This window comes from Brevundimonas sp. P7753 (genome assembly GCF_013386595.1).
In the GTDB taxonomy this organism is placed as follows: Bacteria; Pseudomonadota; Alphaproteobacteria; order Caulobacterales; family Caulobacteraceae; genus Brevundimonas; species Brevundimonas bullata.
Window position 1 is genome coordinate 26,362 of record NZ_JACARP010000068.1, and the last position, 13,873, is coordinate 40,234.

Annotated in this window: 16 protein-coding genes; 8 read left to right on the forward strand and 8 right to left on the reverse strand. The window is 66.9% G+C overall.

Going from position 1 to position 13,873, the window contains the following annotated elements; translation table 11 throughout:
* Window positions 1-42: 42 nt before the first annotated feature.
* A complete protein-coding gene (locus HX774_RS13260) occupies window positions 43-597 on the reverse strand; it encodes an SMI1/KNR4 family protein (protein ID WP_178827443.1) in 555 nt (184 codons plus the stop codon).
* Between the two features lie 134 nt (window positions 598-731).
* Here HX774_RS13260 and HX774_RS13265 point away from each other — a divergent pair, with 134 nt between their 5' ends.
* Window positions 732-1,082 (forward strand): ArsC family reductase, encoded by a 351-nt coding sequence (locus HX774_RS13265; RefSeq protein WP_178827445.1) that lies wholly within the window; start codon window positions 732-734, stop codon window positions 1,080-1,082.
* A gap of 13 nt (window positions 1,083-1,095) precedes the next feature.
* Here HX774_RS13265 and HX774_RS13270 read toward each other — a convergent pair whose 3' ends face one another.
* Window positions 1,096-1,335 carry a DUF2188 domain-containing protein gene (locus HX774_RS13270; RefSeq protein WP_114816694.1) on the reverse strand — a complete coding sequence of 80 codons (240 nt, stop codon included), beginning with the start codon at window positions 1,333-1,335 and terminating at the stop codon, window positions 1,096-1,098.
* A gap of 99 nt (window positions 1,336-1,434) precedes the next feature.
* On the opposite strand from HX774_RS13270, the gene HX774_RS13275 reads away from it, so the two are divergent.
* The 6 genes from HX774_RS13275 to der all read left to right on the forward strand — a co-directional run bounded on the left by HX774_RS13275 (window position 1,435) and on the right by der (window position 6,898).
* Window positions 1,435-1,908, forward strand: a complete 474-nt coding sequence (locus tag HX774_RS13275) for a DUF6249 domain-containing protein (RefSeq protein ID WP_326969792.1) — start codon at window positions 1,435-1,437, stop codon at window positions 1,906-1,908.
* 25 nt (window positions 1,909-1,933) lie between these two features.
* Window positions 1,934-2,491, forward strand: a complete 558-nt coding sequence (locus HX774_RS13280; RefSeq protein WP_178827447.1) for an RNA polymerase sigma factor — start codon at window positions 1,934-1,936, stop codon at window positions 2,489-2,491.
* Window positions 2,481-2,906 carry a hypothetical protein gene (locus tag HX774_RS13285; protein ID WP_114816691.1) on the forward strand — a complete coding sequence of 142 codons (426 nt, stop codon included), beginning with the start codon at window positions 2,481-2,483 and terminating at the stop codon, window positions 2,904-2,906. The genes HX774_RS13280 and HX774_RS13285 overlap by 11 nt, the downstream gene beginning before the upstream one ends.
* A 145-nt stretch (window positions 2,907-3,051) precedes the next feature.
* Window positions 3,052-3,822: a tetratricopeptide repeat protein gene (locus HX774_RS13290; protein ID WP_178827449.1), complete on the forward strand. Its 771-nt coding sequence runs from the start codon at window positions 3,052-3,054 to the stop codon at window positions 3,820-3,822.
* A 23-nt stretch (window positions 3,823-3,845) separates the two neighbouring features.
* Window positions 3,846-5,240 (forward strand): PQQ-binding-like beta-propeller repeat protein, encoded by a 1,395-nt coding sequence (locus HX774_RS13295; RefSeq protein ID WP_178827451.1) that lies wholly within the window; start codon window positions 3,846-3,848, stop codon window positions 5,238-5,240.
* Between the two features lie 32 nt (window positions 5,241-5,272).
* Window positions 5,273-6,898, forward strand: coding sequence for a ribosome biogenesis GTPase Der (der, locus tag HX774_RS13300; protein WP_114816689.1), 1,626 nt, complete (start codon window positions 5,273-5,275; stop codon window positions 6,896-6,898).
* Window positions 6,899-7,007: 109 nt separating this feature from the next.
* Here the strand turns inward: der and HX774_RS13305 are convergent, their stop codons facing one another.
* The 5 genes from HX774_RS13305 to radA form a co-directional block, all read right to left on the reverse strand.
* On the reverse strand, window positions 7,008-7,757 hold the full coding sequence (locus HX774_RS13305; RefSeq protein WP_178827453.1) for an SDR family NAD(P)-dependent oxidoreductase: 750 nt from the start codon (window positions 7,755-7,757) through the stop codon (window positions 7,008-7,010).
* Between the two features lie 271 nt (window positions 7,758-8,028).
* Window positions 8,029-8,370, reverse strand: a complete 342-nt coding sequence (locus tag HX774_RS13310; RefSeq protein WP_178827455.1) for a VOC family protein — start codon at window positions 8,368-8,370, stop codon at window positions 8,029-8,031.
* A 6-nt stretch (window positions 8,371-8,376) separates the two neighbouring features.
* Window positions 8,377-9,882, reverse strand: a complete 1,506-nt coding sequence (gene purF, locus HX774_RS13315) for an amidophosphoribosyltransferase (protein WP_114816686.1) — start codon at window positions 9,880-9,882, stop codon at window positions 8,377-8,379.
* 82 nt (window positions 9,883-9,964) lie between these two features.
* Window positions 9,965-10,501 (reverse strand): CvpA family protein, encoded by a 537-nt coding sequence (locus HX774_RS13320; RefSeq protein ID WP_178827457.1) that lies wholly within the window; start codon window positions 10,499-10,501, stop codon window positions 9,965-9,967.
* 49 nt (window positions 10,502-10,550) lie between these two features.
* On the reverse strand, window positions 10,551-11,924 hold the full coding sequence (gene radA, locus HX774_RS13325; protein ID WP_178827459.1) for a DNA repair protein RadA: 1,374 nt from the start codon (window positions 11,922-11,924) through the stop codon (window positions 10,551-10,553).
* A gap of 160 nt (window positions 11,925-12,084) precedes the next feature.
* Here radA and HX774_RS13330 point away from each other — a divergent pair, with 160 nt between their 5' ends.
* Complete coding sequence (locus HX774_RS13330; protein ID WP_114816683.1) at window positions 12,085-12,726, forward strand: YIP1 family protein; 642 nt, start codon at window positions 12,085-12,087, stop codon at window positions 12,724-12,726.
* Between the two features lie 3 nt (window positions 12,727-12,729).
* On the opposite strand, the gene alr is transcribed toward HX774_RS13330, so the two are convergent.
* Complete coding sequence (gene alr, locus HX774_RS13335; RefSeq protein ID WP_178827461.1) at window positions 12,730-13,767, reverse strand: alanine racemase; 1,038 nt, start codon at window positions 13,765-13,767, stop codon at window positions 12,730-12,732.
* Window positions 13,768-13,873: the final 106 nt, after the last annotated feature.

Sequence of the window (13,873 nt, forward strand, 5' to 3'; positions counted from 1 at the left end):
TCTGCGGACATTCCACGCGTCAGCTAAGGGTGGTTTGCGGTCCTACTCCGTACTCTCTGGTAGGCGGCAATAGGCCTCCAGCAATGCAGCAAAGGACGGAGCGACCTGCTCGACCGTGTCGAAATCATGATCCCAAATGTAGACGGCGTCACTGCGATCTCTCATGCGAAACGAGAGCAGGTTGCCCGAGCTATCGGTCGCGAAAGGGGCCAGATCATCAGGATAACCGAGCGGCCTCCAATCTCTGGTAGCCTCGACAGCCTCGTCTGGTGTCAGGAAGTCGCCCAGGTGCGGAAGATCCGATCTCTCGTCTATTGCGTCCCATAGTTCGGTGGTCGGTCTCGGCAGGCCGATGGCTAGGACCGCGCTGCGATAGGAGTCAGGATAGGTGTAGGACAACGCCTTCTCCGCCTGTTCCAGGGCGACCGGGCGCACCTTAACTGGTGGATAGTCCTCGTGAGACCAGCGTTGACTAAAAGCGCCAAGCCAAGCCGCTGGATCATTTTTCATAGCCACCTCACAGCTTGCTGCGTCCACGGGAGACAGCGCAGTCATGCCCACAGTTAGGACGGCCGCAAGCGATGAGGGAAGGCGCATGCCTCGATCCTAGCCGCGCAAGCAATGTCTGCAATGGGTTGAAAGCAGACATCTGAGCCAAACCAGAAACCGGAATTTGACCCCTCCGCCTCCCGATGCGAGATCGCGGCCCTCAGCAAGCGAGGGAACGCCCCATGACCATCACCCTGTACGGCATCAAGGCCTGCGACACGATGAAGAAGGCGCGCGTCTGGCTGGATGAAAACGGCGTGAACTACGCCTTCCACGACTACAAGGTCGCCGGCGCCAACATGGCCGATCTGAAGCGCTGGATCGCCGAGCATGGGTGGGAGGCGGTGCTGAACCGCGCCGGAACCACATTCCGCAAGCTGTCGGACACCGACAAGGCCGACCTGAACGTCGACAAGGCCGTGGCCCTGATGCTGGCCCAGCCGTCGATGATCAAGCGGCCGGTGCTGGATCTGGGCGACGGCCGGACCCTGGTCGGCTTCAAGCCCGAACGCTACGCCGAGGCGCTCCTCTAGTCTTAGGCGTCGCCTAATCCTCGACGGTGGTTTCCGGGCGGTCGTGGCCGTCCGCGCGTTCGGTGATCCACTGACCTGAGCTGTCCTCGAACTCGATCCACGAGGTGCGGTCGGGCACCTGCTGCTCGCGCGAGACGGCGACGGCGGCGGCGCGCGCGGCGTCATGGGTGGCGAAGGTCTCGGAGAAGCTGTCGCCCAGCTTGTAGGCCCAGCCCCCGTCGTGGGGGACGATGCGATAGATGATGCGGGTCATGGGCCACTCTGTCGATTGAGGATGGCTGACGCTTGGCCTCCGCGCGCCCGAAGTCGAGTCACGCTGTGGTGACGACCGCCGCCACCTTACAAAGAGTTCATGCGCGATCCTGCATCTGATCGGCGCGATCACCGCCTCTTGTTATCAGAAGGCCGCAGCGTCACGCTCGGCTCCACTATTCAAGAAGGGGCGAAACCCATGGAAGAGTTCATTCCCATAGCGTTCTTCATCATGATCGGCGCGATCGTGATCGTGCCGAACTGGCTGAAGAGCAAAGAGCGCAAGGAGATGCAGGCGACCCTGCGTTCGGCCATCGACAAGGGCCAGCCGCTGCCGCCTGAAGTCATCGACGCGCTCAGCAAGGAAAACATCAAGGCGCCGGCGACGGCGGCCCGCGACCTGCGCGTCGGCGTCATCCTGCTGGCGGTCAGCCTGGGCATCGCCCTCTTCGGTTATATGGTCAGCTTCGCCGAGATGGACGCCTTCTATCCGATCGCCGGCAGCGCCGCAGTGCCCGGCATGATCGGTCTGGCCTTCATCATCCTGAGCATTTTCAACAAGAACAAGGGCTGAGGGGCGACGGGGAGGGGAAACCGTCATGGCCAAGCCTTTACGCGATCTGCACGATGTCGAGCTCGCCGCCCTGTCGGCGGCGGGCGGTCGTCGCGAGTTCGGGGAGTTGGTGCGCCGCCACAGTCCGGCGGTGCGCGGCCTGCTGCGTCGGATGGGGGCGCAAGCCGCCCTGGCTGATGACGTGGCTCAGGACGCCTTTCTGCTGGCGTTCGAGAAATGCGCCGAGTTTCGGGGCGAGGGGACCTTCGGCGCCTGGATCAAGCGGATCGCCGCCCGCCTCTATCTGAAACGTCGCTCGAAGGACGCGCGCTATGTGGCTGAAATCGAAAACGACGAGGTCGCGCCCAGTGTCGACAGTGCGGGGCGCATGGACCTGGACGAGGCGATGAAGGGGCTGACCGAACCGGAGCGCCTGTGCGTCTCCCTGTGTCACGGGGCGGGCCTGTCCCATCCCGAAATCGCGGCCGCCATCAATTTGCCGCTTGGAACGGTGAAATCTCATGTCAAGCGTGGTCTGGATAAACTTCGGGCCCGGCTCCAGTCGGTGCCGGTTGCTCACGGGAGCGCATCCCATGTCGGTTGATGAATTCGACCCTGCCATTGAGCGCCTGTTCGCTCGGGCGCCGAGTTTCCCCGATTCGGCCCAGTTCGAGGCCGCCTTGGCTGCGAAACTGAACACGTCGTCACGTTTCAGGACCATGGCCCTGTCGGTCGCAGGTCTGGTCGGCGGCGTCATCGCCGTGCGTGAAGTCCTGAACGTCGATTTCAATTTCGCTTCCTCGGCGGTGTCCGCATCGGCCGGGTCGCAGCCGGCTCCCCAGGGGCTGAGCATGGCGGGCGTGGACGCCGCACAGGCCGCCCAATCCTTGCTGGACAGGCTGGGCCTGACCGGCCTGGACATGAGCGCCATGGGCGGAATGCAGATGTTCTGGGCCACCGCCGGGGTGCTGGTCGCCCTGCTGGCGGCCGGGGTGGTGAAACTGTCTCAGGAAATCTGACCGCCGTTTTCCTGACGAAGTCGCGACCTACTGCTGAAATTTCGGGTCGCGGCGTAAACGCCTGCGTTGCGGGCACGACGCCGACCCTCTAGGGTCGCGCCGGTTTAGCGACCAGTCTTGGCAGCGGTTTTTGGGGCGACGTTTCGTGGTTGATGTCTTCGAACAGGTCGAGGAGGAGCTTCGCTCCGATCGATACAAGCGTATGGCCCGCACCTGGCTGCCCATCGGCGCCGGCCTGCTGGCGGTCGCCCTTGTCGCCGCCCTGGCCTGGTGGGGCTGGCAGAGCTATCAGACGAATCAAGCCGACAAGGCCTCGGCCGCCTATGACCGCGGCATGATCGCGTTGCAGGCCAATAACCCGTCGGGCGCCGACGCCGCCTTCGCCGAAGCCGCCAAGACGGGCAACGGAGCCTACAAGGCCCTGGCCCTGATGCAGCAGGCCGGGATCGCCGTCTCGGCGAACAAGACCGAGGACGCCGTCAAGCTGTTCGACGACGCCGCTAAAGCGTCTCGCGACCCGATCATAGCCGACGCCGCCGCGCTGAAGGCCGTTTTCCTCATCATGGACACCGCGCCCCTGGCCGACATCCAGAAGCGTCTGGAGCCGCTGGCTAACGACAAGCGCCCGCTGCACGCCTTCGCCCAGGAAGCCCAGGCCATGGCCTTGCTGCAACACGGCAAGACCGCCGACGCCCGTCAGATCTTCGTGCAGCTGCAACTGGGTCAGAACGTGCCTGATTCGATTCGCCAGCGCGCCCAGGCCGGCGTTCAGGCCGTCGATTCCGGCACCGCCGCCGGTCTGGCCGCCATCGTCAAGGCCGCCGCCGCGACGCCGACGCCCGTTGCGGCCCCGGCTCCCGCTGCTGCTGCTCCGGCTCCCGCTGCTGAGGCGGCGCCCGCCGCCGCCCGCCCGTAATCTACGCTTTCAGGACGCCATTCATGAATCGTACGCTGAAAGTCGCCCTGTTGTGCGGCCTCGCTTTGACCGTCGCGTCGTGCGGCACTGTTCGCAACGCCCTGCCGTTCGGCCTGGGCAAGCCCAAGGAAGACGTCGCCAGGGCGTCCGAAGGCCAGCGCATCTCGATCTTGGAGTTCGAACAGCAGCTGGCCCCCTCGGCGGCCCTTTCGGGTCGTGACTTCTTCCTGCCGGGTCCGCAGGCCGCCACGGCCTGGACCCAGCCCGGCGGCAACGCCGAAAACTCGGTCGAGCACGTCATCGCCGCGCCGGAATTCTCGGTCGCCTGGAAGCGGAACATCGGCGCTGGGTCCAGCAACACGCGTCAGGTCATGGCTCCGGTCGTCGCTGACGGCGGCAAGGTCTTCGTGCTGGATGGCGAGGCCGGCGTGACCGCCGTCGACTCCGGCACGGGCGCTGTGCTGTGGAAGGCCGACGTCAAGGTCGACGAGCAGGACAAGGGCAAGCGCTTCCTGGGCATCGGCTTCGGCGGCGGCGTGGCTGTCAACGACGGCAAGGTCTTCGTTTCCTCGGGCTATCGCACCATGACGGCGCTGGACGCCGCGACGGGCGCCGTGGTCTGGCGCTCGACGGTCGACCTGCCGATCCACGGCGCGCCGACGGTCTCGGGCCAGCGCGTCTTCGTCATCGACGTCGACAATCAGCTGATCGCCTTCAACGTGAACACCGGCCAGCAAGACTGGTCCTATCGCGGCATCACCGAGCCGGCCCGCATCATGCGCGCCTCCAGCCCGGCGGTCAGCGGCGACACGGTGATCGCGCCCTTCTCCTCGGGCGAACTGGTCGCCCTGCGCGCCTCGAACGGCCAGCCCGTGTGGCAGGAGGTCCTGTCCCGGACCAGCCGCACCAGCGCCCTGTCGGAAATCCGCGACATCGCCGGACGTCCGGTCATCAGCCGCGGCTCGGTCTACGCCGTCAGCCATTCGGGCGTTCTGCAGGCCATGGATATCCGCTCGGGCCAGCCCAAGTGGTCCCTGCCGGTCGCGGGCGTCAATGCGCCCCTGCCGGTCGGCGACGTGGTCTATGTCGTGTCCAAGGCGGGCGAACTGACCGTGGTCAACCGCGAGTCGGGCCAGGTCTACTGGACCCGCGACCTGAACGAGGGCCGCGTTCGCCAGGAAGGCGGCGTCCTCGGCTTCGGCAAGCGCACCGTGCGTCCGACCTGGTCGGGTCCCATCCTGGCCTCCAACCGTCTGGTGCTGGTCAATTCGGACGGCGAGGCCGTGGCCTTTGATCCGAAGACCGGCGTGCAGCAGTCCAGCGTCAAGCTGGGCGCGGCGGCCTATATCGCCCCCGCCGCCTATAACGGCGCCCTCTATGTCCTGACGGACAAGGGCGAGCTGGTCAGCATCCGCTGACCTTTTTCCTGTTTTTGAGTTAGAAAGCCGACATGGCTCTAAAAGTCGCCATCGTCGGCCGGCCCAACGTGGGCAAGTCGACACTGTTCAACCGACTCGTCGGCAAGCGTTTGGCGCTTGTCGATGATCGCCCGGGCGTGACCCGTGACCGTCGCTATGCCGACGGCAATATCGGCGACATGGATCTGACGCTGATCGACACGGCCGGCTACGAAGACGTCACCGACGACAGCCTGGAAGCGCGTATGCGCGAGCAGACCGAGGCCGCGCTCGACGACGCCGAAGTGGTCATGTTCATGATGGACGCCCGCGAGGGCGTGACGTCGCTGGACCGCATCTTCGCCGAGCGGCTGCGCAAGGTGCACAAGCCGATCATCCTGCTGGCCAACAAGTCCGAAAGCCGCGAGAGCGGCGGCGGCGTGGGCGAAGCCCACGCCCTGGGCTTCGGCGAGCCGGTCGCCATCTCGGCCGAGCACGGCGAGGGCATGGCCGACCTGTATCAGGCCCTGCTGGCCGCCTCCGCCGACATCTTCATCGAAGAGATCGACGAGCCGGACAAGCCGATCCGCATCGCCATCATCGGCCGCCCCAATGCGGGCAAGTCGACGCTGATCAACCGGATGCTGGGCGAAGACCGGCTGCTGACCGGGCCTGAGGCCGGCATCACCCGCGACTCCATTTCGGTGGACTGGGAATACGAAGGCAAGGCGATCCGCTTCGTCGACACCGCCGGGATGCGCCGCAAGGCCCGCGTCCAGGAGAAGCTGGAAAAGCTGTCGGTCGCCGACACCATCCGCGCCATCACCTTCGCCGAGGTGGTCGTACTGGTGATGGACAAGGACGACGCCTTCGACACCCAGGACCTGCAACTGGCCGACCTGGTCGAGCGCGAAGGCCGCGCCCTGGTCTATGTCGCGTCCAAGTGGGACCTGGAAGAAGAGCCGCAGGCCAAGATGGCCGAGCTCAAGTCCCTGGCCGAAAACAAGCTGCCGCAGCTGAAGGGTTCGCCCTTCGTCGCCCTGTCGTCGCACAATGGTCGCGGCGTTGAACGGCTGATGCCGGCCATCATCAAGGCCTATGAAACCTGGTCGGTGAAGGTCAAGACCAAGGACCTGAACACCTGGCTGGCCATGGCCACCCAGAGGCACCCGCCGCCCGCCGTCAACGGCAAGCGCGTGAAGCCCAAGTACATGGCCCAGACCAAGGCTCGTCCGCCCACCTTCGTGCTGATGGCCAGCCGCGCCTCGGACATGCCGGAGCACTATCAGCGCTATCTGGTGAACTCGTTGCGCGAGAGCTTCGACCTGCCCGGCACGCCGATCCGGCTGACGGTCAAGTCGGGCGCGCCCAACCCCTATGCCGAGGGCGGCGCCAAGTCGGGTCCTGAACGCTACAAGGGCACGGCCAAGACCGCGCCGCGCAAGGTGCTGAAGGCCGAGAAGGCCGCCGAGGCCCTGTCGAACCTGCCCGGCAAGGCGCTGGAGCAGAAGAAGTCGGGCATCAAGCCCAAGGTGAAGGCCCTGGGCGGTCTGAAGGCCAGCTCCAGCAAGAAGGCCGGCCAGTCCATCGCGGTGCAAAAGGGCGCCCGCGGCGGCGCCCGGCAGGTCTCGCGCTCCGGCCGGGTCCGCACCGGCCAGAAGCACGCGCCTAAGAAGTAGGGCCGCCAAGGCCTCAAACAGACGAAGGGCGAGCCGTCAGCAATGACGGCTCGCCCTTTTCAATTTCGCAGACGGCTTCGTGGCCTCTGCAAGCCCAGAGGGGCGGCGACTAGGCTGACTGAGCCTGCTTCCAGTCCTTGAAGTTGACAGTCATGGGCGGGGTCAGGTCGGGGCGGGTCAGCTCGACCATCAAGGGGCCGATCTCGGACGGATGCGGCAGGACCTCGGGGTCTTCGCCTGGGAAGGCCTGCGCGCGAAGCTGGGTGCGCATCCGGCCGGGATCGACGATAGCGGCGCGGACAGAGGTGCTTTCGATCTCGTCGGCCCAGCATTTGACCAGGGCCTCGGCCCCGGCCTTGGTCGCGGCATACATCCCCCAGAAGGCGCGGGGATTGGCCGCCACGCTGGTGGTCAGATAGACGGCGCGACCGGCGTCCGAGGCCCGCAGCAGCGGCTCCAGCGAGCGGATCAGGCGATAGACCCCGGTGAAGTTGATCTTCTCGATCTTGGCGAACTCGCGCGGCTCGGCGTGAGCCACCGGCGTAAGGCCCGACGGCCCCATGGTCGCGGCGGCCTGAACCCAGATGTCCAGCTTGCCGAAGCGCTCGAACAGGGCGCCGCCCAGACGGTCGATGGCGCCGCCGTCGACCAGGTCGAACGGGACCAGGGTGGCGTGCTGGCCGGTGGCGGCGAATATGGCGTCGTCCAGCTCTTCCAGGCCGCCTTGGGTGCGGGCGGTCGCCACGACGTGGGCGCCGGCCTTAGCCAGGGCGAGGGCGGTCTCATAGCCTATGCCGCGCGAGGCGCCGACGACCAGAGCGATACGGTTGGCGAGGGGGAGGGAAGCGTGTTCGGACATGGTGGGCTGATAGCGCGACCCGTCGCGGGTTGGAAGGAGGGGGCTGAGATTGGTGCAGCTTGATCCCTCTCCCGGCGGGAGAGGGCTTGAGCGCACGAGAGCGCAAGCGATCGTTCTTGCGCGAAAGGGTGAGGGGCTGAGGGTCCATTCGGCGCAAGCCGTGGAGCGATGACTTACGCCGACGGTTGACGGCGACCCTCACCCTTTCGCCTTGCCAATCGCTACGCTCTTGGAGGCTCAAGCCCTCTCCCATTGGGAGAGGGAAGGCAAACTAGTACCCCGGCGCGGGCTGCCATAGACTGAAGCTCACGCCCTGATCGTCGGCGACGATGGCGGACAGGCCGGAGGGGCTTTCGGCGGGGATGGCGGCGTGTCCGCCCAGTTCACGCACGCGGGCGCAGACCGCGTGAATGTCGTTCACGCGGAAGTAGAGATGGGGAAAGGCCCTGTGTTCGCCCTTGGTGATGCCAAAGGCCGGGTCCGATCCCTTTACGTGAGCGTAGGTCGGGTGCGAGTCGGCTTCGTCGAACGTCCAGCCGAACAGACCCGCATAGAAGGCGCGGGCCTTTTCGACGTCAGGCGTGTCGATGGTGAAGTAGCCGAGCTGGATCATCCCGCCTTAAGCGGTCACCAGCAGGGAAAGTTGCGCACCGCGTGCGTCGCGGCCGCCTTCTTCGATTTCGCGGTCCACCAGACGGGTCGGATAGTCGCCGGTGAAGTAGTGGTCCGTGAACTGCGGCTGGGCCGGATCGCGCGGTCCCACGCCCATGGCGTCGTACAGCCCGTCAATGGACAGGAAGCCCAGCGAATCGACTTCCAAGATGGCGCGCATCTCGTCCATGGAATGGGTGGCGGCCATCAGCTGCGTCCGCTCGGGCATGTCGATGCCGTAGAAGTCGGGGAAGAGGATCTGCGGGCTGGCCGAGCGCAGGTGGACCTCCTTGGCGCCGGCCGCGCGGACGGCGCGCACCAGCTTCAGCGAGGTGGTGCCGCGCACGATCGAATCGTCGATCAGGACGACGCGCTTGCCTTCCAGCGCGGCGCGGTTGGGGCTGTGCTTCATGCGCACGCCCTTCTGCCGGGCGCCCTGGCTGGGCTGGATGAAGGTGCGGCCCAGATAATGGCTGCGGATGATGCCCATCTCGTAGGGGATGCCGCTTTCCTGGGCATAGCCCAGGGCCGCCGGCACGCCCGAGTCCGGCACCGGCACGACCACATCGGCGTCGACCTGGAACTCGCGCGCCAGACGGCGGCCCATTTCCTTGCGGACGTTATAGACCGAGCGGCCGTTCACCACGCTGTCGGGGCGGGCGAAATAGACATATTCGAACAGGCAGGGGCGGGCGGCGCGGGCCGGGAAGGGCTTGATCGAAGTCAGGCCTTCCTCGTCGATGACGACGACTTCGCCATGCTCGACATCACGGATGAAGGTGGCGCCGATGGTGTCCAGCGCGCAGGTCTCGGACGCCAGAACCCAGGCCTCGCCGACCTTGCCCAGCACCAGGGGACGGATGCCCAGCGGGTCGCGGGCGCCGATCATCTTGAACCGCGTCTGGGCGACCAGGGCGTAACCGCCCTCGATCCGGCCCAGGGCGTCGATGAAGCGCTCAATGATCTTGGCCTTACGGCTGCGGGCGATCAGGTGAAGGATGGCTTCGGAGTCCGAGGTGGACTGGAAGATCGCGCCTTCGGACACAAGTTGTCCGTGCAGGTGCTTGAAATTCGTCAGGTTGCCGTTGTGGGCGATAGCGATGCCGCCCTGGTCCAGATCGGCGAACATCGGCTGGATGTTGCGCAGGAAGCTGCCGCCGGCGGTGGAATAACGGGTGTGGCCGACCGCGGCGCCGCCGGGCAGGCGGGTGGTCAGCTCGGCGTTGCCGAAGGCCTCGCCCACCAGGCCCTGATGGCGCTCGGTGTAGAAGCGGTCGTCATGGACGCTGGCGATGCCGCAAGCTTCCTGACCGCGATGCTGCAAGGCGTGCAGACCCAGGGCCACGATGGAGGAGGCTTCGTTCTCGGGCGCCCCCCAGACGCCGCAGACGCCGCACTCCAAGCGGAGTTGATCATCCTCCGGCTCGCGCCAGTGTTCGCGGTGAATGATGGGATCGGCGATATGGTGGCGCATCGTCAGGCTCCGATGACCGGGAACAGGGTAACTCAGGCGGTGGCGCCGCGCACGTAGTCCGCCATTACGTCGAGGGCAAGGCTCATTGATCGGAAAACCCTTCGCGGACGGAAGATCCGACGACGGGCGTGAGCGCGTCTGCGCCCTTTCCGAGCGTCGGCAGCACGATCTGGATGATCTCGGCGGCCTTGGCGCTGACCGGGGCCAGGGTGGCCTGGGTCAGCCAGCGCGGGGGATTGTCGGTCATCACCCCCATGATGGTCAGGTGGGCGCCGCCGATCAGGGCCAGGGCTCGCACCAGTCCAAGCAGCAGACCAAAGGTCTGGTCAAAGGCGCCCAGCGCATTTCCGCGCGCGCCCTTGGAAATGGCCGAGCCGAGGAAGCGCAGGCCGAAATAAAGAATCAGGAAGGTCAGCCCCACGGCCAGCACCGACCCGGCCCAGTCAGGATCGACCAGCGACCGCCCGAACGGCGCGGTCCACGGCAGGGTGATCAGGGCCAGCAACCCCGCCAGGAAGAAGCTGAACAGGGCCGTCAGCTCGCGCACGCCGCCCCGGAACCAGCCGGCGGCGCCGGAAGCCAGGAGCACAAGGATGACGAAGACGTCGTAGCCGGTCACGCGCGCTGAGGTCCTTAGAAGAGGGGGCGCTGGAGGAAGAGAGGCCGCCTCAATAGCGGTTTTGGGAGATTCGCTCGACCACCTCGGTCAGCAGGCCGGCGGAGGTGATGGCGACGTCGCCCTTCTTGACCTTGCCCTTGGCCTGGGCCGGGGCCAGGGCGCGGTCGAAGCCCAGCTTCTGCGCCTCTCTCAGCCGGGCCTCGGCGCGATTGACGGCGCGGACCTCGCCCGACAGGCCGATCTCGCCGAAGACGACGCAGCCCTGGGGCAGGGGCATGTCCAGCGCTGAGGAAATCAGGGCGGCGGCGGCGGCCAGGTCGGCGGCGGGTTCGCTGATCCGCAGGCCCCCGGCGATGTTCAGATAGACGTCCTTGTCTCCGAAGCCGAGACCGCAGCGCGCCTCCAGCACGGCGAGCAGCATCGCCAGGCGGCCATTGTCCCAGCCGACGACGGCGCGTCTTGGCGTGCCGTAGGCAGAAGGGGCGACAAGCGCCTGTATTTCCACCAGAACAGGCCGCGACCCTTCGATGCCGGCGAAGACGGCGGCGCCCGGCGCCCGCTCCTTGCCTTCGCCCAGGAACAGGGCGGACGGGTTGGTCACTTCACGCAATCCGACGTCGCTCATCTCGAAGACGCCGATCTCGTCGGTGGCGCCGAAACGGTTCTTGCCGGCGCGCAGGATGCGGAAGGGATAGCCGCGCTCGCCCTCGAAGCTGAGGACGGCGTCGACCATGTGCTCGACCACGCGCGGCCCGGCGATCTGGCCGTCCTTGGTGACATGGCCGACCAGGACGATGGCCGGGCCGTTGTCCTTGGCCAGCCGCACCAGTTCGGCGGCGCAGGCGCGGACCTGGGTGACGGAGCCTGGTCCGGCCTCGTGGGCATCGGACCACAGGGTCTGGATGGAATCGATGATGACGATGTCGAACTTGTCGCGCTTCAGGGTCGTCAGGATTTCGCGCAAGGCGGTGGCCGAGGCCAGCGACACGGCGGCGTCAGCCACGCCCATGCGTTTGGCGCGGGCGCGGATCTGCTCGATGGCTTCTTCGCCCGAGATATAGGCCACGCGGGCGCCGTTGCGCGCCGCCTTGGCCGTGACCTCCAGCAGCAGGGTCGACTTGCCCACGCCGGGGTCGCCGCCCAGCAGGATGGCCGAGCCGGGCACCACGCCGCCGCCGCAGACGCGGTCAAACTCAGTCACGCCGGTGACTATGCGCGGCGGCTCGGGCGTGTCGGATTGCAGGGTCTCGAACTGCAGGCCCCGTCCGCGCGCCGTGGAGCTCGGCTTCATCGCGCCGGGCGGGGCCGACTTCGATTCCTCGGCCAATGTATTCCACTCGCCGCAGCCGGAGCATTGCCCCGCCCACTTGGTGTGAACCGCCCCGCAGGACTGACAGACAAAGAGAAGGGTATCGCGCGCCATGACCCTGACCTAGCAGGAATCGCGGCGCGGGCGAGGGGTCATGCGCGCGGCTGCGACCGGCTTTGACGCAAGGCGGGCGCGCGGGTTGCATTAGGCCTCATATGCCCGTCATCCTGCCAAGCTATAGCGTTGATACGACTCACCCCCCGCCGAGGCCCCCATGACCGCTCCGAACCCGCCCGCCATTGATCCGGGCCTCGTCGCCCGCGTGCAGAACATCCTGATGCGGCCGAAGCTGGAGTGGCCGGTCATCGACGCCGAATACGCCACGACGCGCAGCCTGTTCGCCCGCTACGCCATGCTGCTGGCCGCGATCGGCCCGGTGGCCAGCCTGATCGGCGGACAGCTGTTCCCGATCCACATCTTCGGCTCGGTGATGCGCACGCCCGTGGTCGGCGGCCTTCTGGGCGCCATTGTCACCTGGGGCCTGTCGCTGCTGTCGGTCTTCGTGCTGGGCCTGATCATCGACGCCCTCGCGCCGACCTTCAACGGGACCAGGGACAAGGTCCAGGCGATGAAGGTCGCCGTCTATTCGATGACCGCCGCCTGGGTGGCGTCGATCTTCAACCTGTTCCCGGCCCTAGCCTGGCTGGGCGGCCTGCTGGGCCTCTACGGCTTCTACCTGCTCTACCTCGGCTTGCCGACCGTGATGAAGGCGCCGCAGGACAAGGCTCTGGGCTATACGGCGGTCGTCGTCGTCTCCGCCATCGTCCTGTGGATGGTCGTCGGCGCCATCGCCGCTGGCGTCGTCGCCAGCTTCGTCGTCGGCACGGTCGGTCTGGGCGCGCTGGCCCTCAGCTAGAGCTTAACCGACGTAGAGGCGCGGCACGCGCGGCGTGATCGAGGTCAGCATCTCATAGCTGATGGTTCCCGCCGCCGTCGCCGCGTCGTCCACCAGACGGTTTGCGCCGAAGATCTCGACCGTGTCGCCGGCCGCCACATCCAGGCCGGTGACGTCCACCGCCAGCACGTCCATCGACACCCGACCTATGATGGGGCGAAGCTCGCCTGCAACCCAGACCTGGCCGTTCGGGCTGTTGCTGCGCATGACCCCGTCGGCATAGCCGGTCCCGCAGGTCGCCACCCGGACCGGCGCCTCGGCGCGATAGCCTTGCGAATAGCCGACCGTCTCGCCCGCCGGCACGTCGCGCACCTGCATGATCTGGGCGTTCAGCGTGGCTACCGGGGCGATGCGGCTGTCGGGCTTGCCCTCAGGCCCGCCGCCGAACAGGCAGATGCCGGGCCGGGCTGCGTCAAAGGCGAAGTCCGGGCCCAGGAAGCAGCCGCCCGAGTTGGCGAACGACCGCGTCACGCCCGGATAGCGGGTGACTGCGGCGGCATAGGCGTCGCGCTGGGCCCGGTTCATCGGGTGGGCCGGTTCGTCGGCGCAGGCCAGGTGGGTCATCACCAGCTCCAGCCCCTCGAACGGCTCGGGCGCGTCCTCGACGCGGAAGCCCAGCCGGTTCATGCCGGTGTCCAGTTGCAGACCGCAGGCCCCGCCGCCCGCCGCCGTCCAGGCCGCGATCTGGCCGGGCTGGTTCAGCACAGGGCGCAGGTTCGCCGCCTTGATCAGGCCCGCTGACGAGCCGTGACAGCCGTCCAGCACATAGATGACCGGCTCAGCCCCCAGGGCCTCACGCAGAGCCACGCCCTCGGCCGCCCGCGCGACGAAGAAGGTCCGCGCCCCTTCAGCCATCAGCCGCCTGGCCACCGCGGCGGCGCCCAGGCCATAGCCGTCGGCCTTCACGACCGGATTGACCGGCACGCCGATCAGGCCTTGCAGGGTGTGGAAATTGCGCGCCAGGGCGCTGAGATTGACGGTGAGAGAGGCGGGGAGGGACATAGCCCCCTTATGCCGCAAGTTTCGTGCGGCGCCACCGGCTTTACGCGGCTTTCCGCCGTCTGTTCGCCTATCAACCGCCTCCAATCCCTTGAACCGCCCGGGATTG

Coding starts and splice junctions, on each gene's coding strand:
- HX774_RS13260 (WP_178827443.1), bottom strand. CDS start 597: ATGCGCCTTCCCTCATCGCTTGCGGCCGTCCTAACTGTGGGCATGACT.
- HX774_RS13265 (WP_178827445.1), top strand. CDS start 732: ATGACCATCACCCTGTACGGCATCAAGGCCTGCGACACGATGAAGAAG.
- HX774_RS13270 (WP_114816694.1), bottom strand. CDS start 1,335: ATGACCCGCATCATCTATCGCATCGTCCCCCACGACGGGGGCTGGGCC.
- HX774_RS13275 (WP_326969792.1), top strand. CDS start 1,435: ATGCGCGATCCTGCATCTGATCGGCGCGATCACCGCCTCTTGTTATCA.
- HX774_RS13280 (WP_178827447.1), top strand. CDS start 1,934: ATGGCCAAGCCTTTACGCGATCTGCACGATGTCGAGCTCGCCGCCCTG.
- HX774_RS13285 (WP_114816691.1), top strand. CDS start 2,481: ATGTCGGTTGATGAATTCGACCCTGCCATTGAGCGCCTGTTCGCTCGG.
- HX774_RS13295 (WP_178827451.1), top strand. CDS start 3,846: ATGAATCGTACGCTGAAAGTCGCCCTGTTGTGCGGCCTCGCTTTGACC.
- der (WP_114816689.1), top strand. CDS start 5,273: ATGGCTCTAAAAGTCGCCATCGTCGGCCGGCCCAACGTGGGCAAGTCG.
- HX774_RS13305 (WP_178827453.1), bottom strand. CDS start 7,757: ATGTCCGAACACGCTTCCCTCCCCCTCGCCAACCGTATCGCTCTGGTC.
- HX774_RS13310 (WP_178827455.1), bottom strand. CDS start 8,370: ATGATCCAGCTCGGCTACTTCACCATCGACACGCCTGACGTCGAAAAG.
- purF (WP_114816686.1), bottom strand. CDS start 9,882: ATGCGCCACCATATCGCCGATCCCATCATTCACCGCGAACACTGGCGC.
- radA (WP_178827459.1), bottom strand. CDS start 11,924: ATGGCGCGCGATACCCTTCTCTTTGTCTGTCAGTCCTGCGGGGCGGTT.
- HX774_RS13330 (WP_114816683.1), top strand. CDS start 12,085: ATGACCGCTCCGAACCCGCCCGCCATTGATCCGGGCCTCGTCGCCCGC.
- alr (WP_178827461.1), bottom strand. CDS start 13,767: ATGTCCCTCCCCGCCTCTCTCACCGTCAATCTCAGCGCCCTGGCGCGC.